The sequence below is a fragment of the Monashia sp. HAY1-2A genome (assembly GCF_056755315.1).
Window position 1 is genome coordinate 1 of record NZ_JBNDHY010000703.1, and the last position, 242, is coordinate 242.

1 pseudogene is annotated in these 242 nt (G+C 36.4%); it reads left to right on the forward strand.

The features are described from left to right. Nucleotides 1–242 (forward strand): annotated as a pseudogene (locus ACPYOM_RS23615) (hypothetical protein); the annotation flags it as partial.

Consider the following 242-nt stretch of genomic DNA (forward strand, 5'->3'; position numbering starts at 1 on the left):
ACCAATGCTTTGCAGGAAATTCAGAAGTCTTATGATGAAAATATCACCGATGAGTTTATGAAACCGATCATTATGATCAAGTCTACAGAAATAGGAAATGTTGTTCCTGTGGCTAAAATCAACGATCATGATGTCGTGATCTGTTTCAATTTCCGTACAGACAGAGGTCGTGAGATTACAGAAGTGCTTACACAGCAAGATCATCCGGAATATTTTATGAGAAAATTACCGTTGTATTATGT